At 70.6% G+C, this 6,760-nt stretch carries 2 protein-coding genes; both read left to right on the top strand.

What is annotated here, in order from left to right; genetic code table 11:
* The coding region (locus tag ACWCQ6_RS34965) for a non-ribosomal peptide synthetase (RefSeq protein WP_451096211.1) at window positions 1-3,048 on the top strand (3,048 nt) is incomplete at its 5' end.
* A partial coding sequence (locus tag ACWCQ6_RS34970) for an amino acid adenylation domain-containing protein (protein ID WP_451096213.1) occupies window positions 3,045-6,760 on the top strand: 3,716 nt, incomplete at its 3' end. The genes ACWCQ6_RS34965 and ACWCQ6_RS34970, both read left to right, overlap by 4 nt.

Raw genomic sequence — 6,760 nt, forward strand, 5'->3', positions numbered from 1 at the left:
GCCTTGATCGACCGCTATCCGAACCTCCGGGTCGCGTTCGTCCCCGACACCACCGGCGGACACGTCCAACTCGTCGTCGACGACGTCGAACTGCCTTGGCAGGAGGTCGACCTCCGTCACCTCGACGACGCTGCCGAGCGGGAGCGGGCCTACGAGGACCTTCTCGCCCGGGACCTGCGGACGAACTTCGACCCGGCCCGGCCGCCGCTGCTGCGCATGACCCTGGTCAGGACCGGCGACGAACAGTGCGAGCTGGTCTTCACCGCGCACCATGTGCTCTTCGACGGCTGGTCCCTGCCCGTCCTCGTCCAGGGCCTGCTGCGCCTCCACGCGTCGTACGGTGACGCCGCCGCCCTGCCTCGGGCTCGTGGCTTCCGGGAGTTCCTCGTCTGGCTCGCGGAGCAGGACCAGGAACTCGCCGCCCGCGCCTGGGAACGCGAGCTGGAAGGCATCCAGGAGCCCACTCTGCTCGCTCCGGCGGTACCGGAGCGGACCGAGGACTCGGGTGTCGGCCAAGTCGAGGTGCCGATCCCGGCCCCGGAGGCCGAGGCGCTCGCCCGACGGGCGGCCGACCTCGGGGTGACCCTCAACACCTTGGTCCAGAGCGCCTGGGCGCTGCTGCTCGGCGGAGTGACCGGCCGCCAGGACGTCGTCTTCGGGGCCACAGTCTCGGGTCGCCCACCTGCACTGGCCGAAGTCGACTCCATGGTCGGCCTGTTCATCAACACCCTCCCTGTACGGGTGAGCTACACACAGGGCGAGACTCTCGCCGAGGTGGTGACCGGGCTGCAGAGCCGACAGGCCGCCCTGCTCGACCACCATCACCACGCGCTCACCCAGATGCACCAACAGACCGGGCTGAGTGTCCTGTTCGACACGATGATCGCCTTCGAGTCGTTCCCGGTGGACCAGGCGGGGCTGAGCCGAGCCAGCAGCGAGGCGGAGATCGCGATCACGGGGACACGGCCGTTCGCCGGAACCCACTACCCGCTGACCGTCATCGCGGCCGCCGACCCTCTGCTGCGCCTGACGCTCCATCACCAGCGCGACATCCTCGGCCGAGAGGCCGTCACGGACCTCGCCGGGCGGCTCGCCCGTATCCTGCGTCAGATCGCGGCCGAACCCCGGCGGCGGGTGACGGATCTGGAGCTGCTCTCCCCCTCCGAGCGGCAGTGGGCGTTGCACGAGGTGAACGAGGCGGCGCACGCGGCCGCCCCGGCGACCGTGCCCGCGATCCTCGAACAGCAGGCGGCCGGCACTCCGGACGCCGAAGCCCTGGTGTGCGGGGAGGACTCCCTCACCTACACGGAGCTCAACACCCGTGCAAACCGGGTCGCACGCGAACTGATCAGGCGCGGAGTGGGCCCCGAGACGGTGGTCGCCGTCGCACTGCCCAGGACCCCGCACCTGGTGGTGGCCCTCCTGGCGGTGCTGAAGGCGGGCGGCGCGTATCTGCCCATCGACCCCGCGTACCCGAGCGGCCGCCTGGAGTACGTCCTGTCGCAGGCGCGGCCCCGGCTGCTGATCACCGACGCGGCGACCGCTCCGACGCTTCCGGCCGCCTCCGTGGAACGGCTGTACTTCGCGGACCTCGACAGTCCCGCGGAGCGGACGCGCGGCGCCGACGCCGCCAACGGGCCGGCCGCCGGAGCGGATCTGTCCGACGCGGAGCGGTCCACGGCACTGCGCCCGGAGCACGCCGCGTACGTGATGTACACCTCCGGCTCGACCGGGGAGCCCAAGGGCGTCACGATCACCCATGGAAACATCACCAACGGCGTCGCCCACCTGGCGCGGATCATCGGTGCGGCCCCGGGGCGGCGCATGCTGGCGAGCACGTCGGTCAACTTCGACGTATCCGTGTTCGAGATGTGCACGGCCCTCTCCACGGGCGGGACCATCGACCTGGTCCGGGACGCGCTGGTCATCGGTGAACGGCCCGAGTGGAAGGGCGACGTCGTCAGCACGGTCCCGTCCGTGCTGACCGAGCTCCTTGAGCAGGACGCCGACCGGATTCCGGCGGACCTCCTGGTCTTCGCGGGCGAAGCCCTGCCGGGCGATCTCGTACGCCGCATCCATCAGGTGCGGCCCGAGACCCGGATCGTCAACGGCTACGGCCAGAGCGAGACCTTCTACGCGACGGCCTTCTCCGTGCCCGTGCGACAGACCTGGAACGCGACCGGCAGCGTCCCGATCGGCACCCCGCTCGGTGGAGTCCGCACCTATGTCCTCGGCCCCGGCCTGGCACCGGTCCCGCCGGGTTCCCTCGGCGAACTGTACGTCGCGGGCGAGAGCATGGGACGCGGCTACCACGGGCAGCCCGGGCTGACGGCCGACCGGTTCGTCGCCGATCCGTACGGGCCGGCCGGAGCGCGGATGTACCGCACCGGCGACCTCGCCCGATGGAAGGCCGACGGACAGCTTGAGTACGCCGGACGCACCGACCACCAGGTGAAGGTGCGCGGTTTCAGAATCGAACCGGCGGAGATCGAGGCCGTCCTGACGGCCTGCCCCGAGGTCGGCCGCTCCGTGGTCACCGCGCACGGGACCAAGGGCGGAACCACCCGTCTGGTGGCCTACGTGACCCCGGCCGTGCAGAGCGTCTCACCCGCCGCCGACAAACTGCGGGCCCATGTCGCCGAGCGGCTGCCCGACTACATGGTCCCGAGCGCGTTCGTGGTCCTGGACCGCTTTCCGCTGACGCCCAACGGAAAGCTCGACCGTGCGGCCCTGCCCGAACCGGAGTTCACGACCGGGGTTTCCCGTCCGCCCAGAACTCCCCAGGAGGAATCGCTCTGCGAACTGTTCGCCGAAGTCCTCGGACTCGAAAGGGTCGGCATCGACGACTCCTTCTTCGACCTCGGCGGCCATTCCCTCCTCGCCACTCGACTCGCCAGGAAAATACTCCTCCGGCTCGATGTCGAGATGCCCATTCGTTCCATTTTCGAATTCCCCACGGTCGCCGAGCTGTCAGCGCACTGGCAGAGCATGAACAGGTCGAACAGGCCTCGGCTGCGCCGGATGACTCAAGGAGCAGATGCCAAGTGATTCCCCTTTCCTTCGCGCAGCGTCGCCTGTGGTTCCTCGACCAGTTCGAGGGCCCGAGCAACACCTACAACATCTCGATGGCGCTGCGGCTCTCCGGAGAACTGGATACCGAGGCTCTGCACGCCGCCCTGCTGGATGTCGTCGGGCGACACGACAGCCTGCGCACCCTGATCAGAACCGATGAATCGGGGGCGCCCTACCAGCACGTCCTGCCTCTCGACGAGACGGAATTCGCCTGCACGACCGTTCCGGTGGCCCCGGAATCCGCCGCGGCCGCCGCGACCGAATTCGCGGCGCGGACCTTCGACCTGGCGGCCCAGATACCGATACGCGCGGTCGCCCTCCGCTGCGCCCCGCGAGAACACCTGCTCGTCGTGGTGGTCCACCACATCGCGGCGGACGGCGAGTCGATGGCTCCCCTGGCCAAGGACCTCGTCACGGCCTACACCGCCCGTACCGGCGGGCAGGCGCCGGCCTGGGAAGAGCTCCCGGTCCAGTACGGCGACTACACCCTGTGGCAGCAGGAACTGCTGGGCTCGGAGGACGACCCGCACAGCCGGGTGTCCACCCAGTTCGACTACTGGCGGCGTGAGCTGACCGGCGTCCCGCAACCCCTCGATCTGCCCCTGGACCGGCCGAGGACCTCTGCGGCAGACCACGGCGGCGGCGACCGGGTGCCGTTCGTGATCGAGCCGGCCCTTGTGACCGAGCTCAACTCCCTCGCCAGGGAGCACCGAGCCACCCTGCCCATGGTCATGCAGGCCGCCGTGGCCGTGCTCCTCGGCCGGCTCGGCGGCGGCGACGACATCGCCATCGGCTCGCCGATCGCCGGCCGTACCGACGAGGCGCTCGCCGACCTGGTCGGCTTCTTCGCCAACACCTGGGTCCTGCGCACCGACCTGTCGGGCGACCCGACCTTCGCCGAGCTGCTTGAACGCGTACGGGACAAGGCCCTGGCCGCGTACGACCACCAGGACATCCCCTTCGAGCGTCTGGTGGAACTGCTCAACCCCGAGCGCTCCACCGCCTACCACCCGATCTTCCAGACCATGTTCATCTGGCAGAACGTGGCCCGCCCCGACTTCGGCCTCCCGGGCCTCGAAGTCACCCCCGAGCCCGTGGGCGCGCAATCCGCCAAGTTCGATCTGACGTTCAACCTGGGCGAGACGTCCTCCGTGGCCGGCCACATCGTGGAGGGCAGCATCGAGTACGCGGACGGCCTCTTCGACCGGGTCACCGTGCAGGCCATGGCCGAACGCTTCCTGCGCATGCTGCGTCAACTCTGCGCCGCCCCCGAGAAGACGATCTCCTCGGTGGACGTACTCTCGCCCGCGGAGCGCGAGCGGACGCTGGTCGCATGGAACGACACCGCCGCCTCCACCCCCGCCGACGGGGTCCCGGAACTCTTCGCCCAGCAGGCCTCGCGCACCCCCGACGCGCTCGCCGTCACGGACGGCACGACGACACTGACGTACCGCGAACTCGACACCCGGGCCAACCGCATCGCGCACTGGCTCATCGAACGCGGCGCCGGGCCCGAACGCATGGTCGCCGTGGCGCTGCCCCGTGACGCGGACATGATCGTGGCCCTCCTCGCCGTCCTGAAGACCGGCGCGGCCTACCTTCCCATCGACCTCGGCTTCCCCGCCGCCCGCAACGAGTCCGTCCTGCGCGACGCCGAGCCCGTGCTCGTCCTCGACGCCCAGACGTCGGCGGGCGACTTCGACGCCTACCCCGACACGGCGCCGACCGGGCACCGCGTCTCACCGGACAACGCGGCCTACGTCATCTACACCTCCGGCTCCACCGGCACGCCGAAGGGCGTGGCGGTGTCCCGCAGGGCCCTCGGCAACTTCCTGGCCTCGATGCAGACGACCTTCCGGCTCCAGCCGCACGACCGGCTGCTCGCGGTGACCACCATCGCGTTCGACATCGCCGCGCTGGAGGTCTTCCTCCCCCTCCTCAACGGAGCGGGCGTCGTCGTCGCGGACAGGAACACGCTGTTGCAGCCGTCCGCGGTAGGCGAACTCATCGAGCGCCACGGCGTGACCGTCGCGCAGGCCACCCCCTCGTTCTGGCAGATGCTGGCCGGGCACGACCCAGACGGCCTGCGCGGTCTGCGGATCCTGGTCGGCGGAGAGGCCCTGCCCGCCGACCTGGCCGCCACCCTGCACGCGTACGCGGACGCCGTCACCAACATGTACGGCCCGACCGAGACGACCATCTGGTCCACCCTCTTCGAGGTCCGGCCCGGCAGCGGTGTCCCGCCCATCGGCAAGCCGATCGCCAACACCCAGGTGTACGTTCTGGACAGGACGATGCGCCCGGTGCCCCCGGGCGTCCTCGGCGACCTCTACATCGCGGGCGACGGCGTGGCCCGGGGCTATCTGCACCGGCACGGCCTGACCGCGGAACGATTCGTGGCCAGCCCGTTCGCCCGGGGCCGCCGCATGTACCGCACCGGCGACCTCGCCCGATGGACTCCGGACGGCCACCTCCAGTACGCGGGCCGCACCGACCACCAGGTCAAGGTCCGCGGATTCCGCATCGAACCGGGCGAGATCGAGACCGCCCTGACCGCCCACGACGACGTGGCCCAAGCCGTCGTCGTCGCCCGCCCCGACCACGCGGGCGGCAGCCGACTGGCCGCGTACATCGTCCAGGCCCCCGGCGCCGCCCGGACCGGACCCGCCGCGCTGCGCACCTTCGTCGGCGAGCGAGTCCCCGAGTACATGATCCCCGCGGTGTTCGTCGTCCTCGACGCGATGCCGCTGACCCCCAACGGCAAGATCGACCAGATGGCGCTGCCCGAGCCCGAGTTCACCACCGGGGCGTACCGTGCGCCGCGCACCCAGGAAGAGGAAGTCCTGTGCGCCCTTTTCGCGGACGTTCTCGGCAGGGACTCCGTCGGCGCGGACGACTCCTTCTTCGACCTCGGCGGCCACTCGCTGCTGGCGACGCGCCTGGTGGCGCGCATCCGCGCGAGCTTCGGCGCCGACCCGGGCGTACGTGCCGTCTTCGACACGCCCACGCCGGCCGGGCTGGCCGCGCACCTGCGCGCGGCCACCGACGCGCGACCGCCGCTGACAGCCGTGGATCCGCGGCCTGAACTCCTGCCGCTCTCGCACGCGCAGCAGCGGCTGTGGTTCCTCGACCAGTTCGAGGGACCCAACGCCACGTACAACATGCCGGTCGCGGTGCGGTTGTCGGGTGCGGTGGATGTGGTGGCTCTGCGTGCGGCCCTGGCCGACGTCGTCGGCCGCCACGAGTCGCTGCGTACGGTGATCGATGTCGTGGCGGGGGAGCCGGTACAGCGCGTACTGCCGGACGCGGCGGTCGACCTCGTGGTCGAGAAGATCGCTCCTGAAGGCCTCCCGGCGGCGTTGGCGGCCGCTGCGGATCATGTTTTCGACCTGGCCACGGAGATCCCGGTGCGGGCGAGCCTGGTCGAGCTGGGGCCGGGCGAACAGGTGCTGGTCCTGGTCCTGCATCACATCGCGGCGGACGGTTGGTCGATGGCGCCGTTGCTGCGTGATCTGACAGACGCGTACGCGGGACGACTCGCGGGGCGGGAGCCGGGGTGGGCCGCGTTGCCGGTGCAGTATGCGGATTTCGCTGTGTGGCAGCGGGAGGTGTTGGGGTCTGAGGGTGATCCGGGGAGTGTGGTGAGTGAGCAGTTGGGGTATTGGCGTGGGGTTTTGGAGGGTGTGCC

The sequence above is a fragment of the Streptomyces sp. NPDC001880 genome (genome assembly GCF_053594575.1).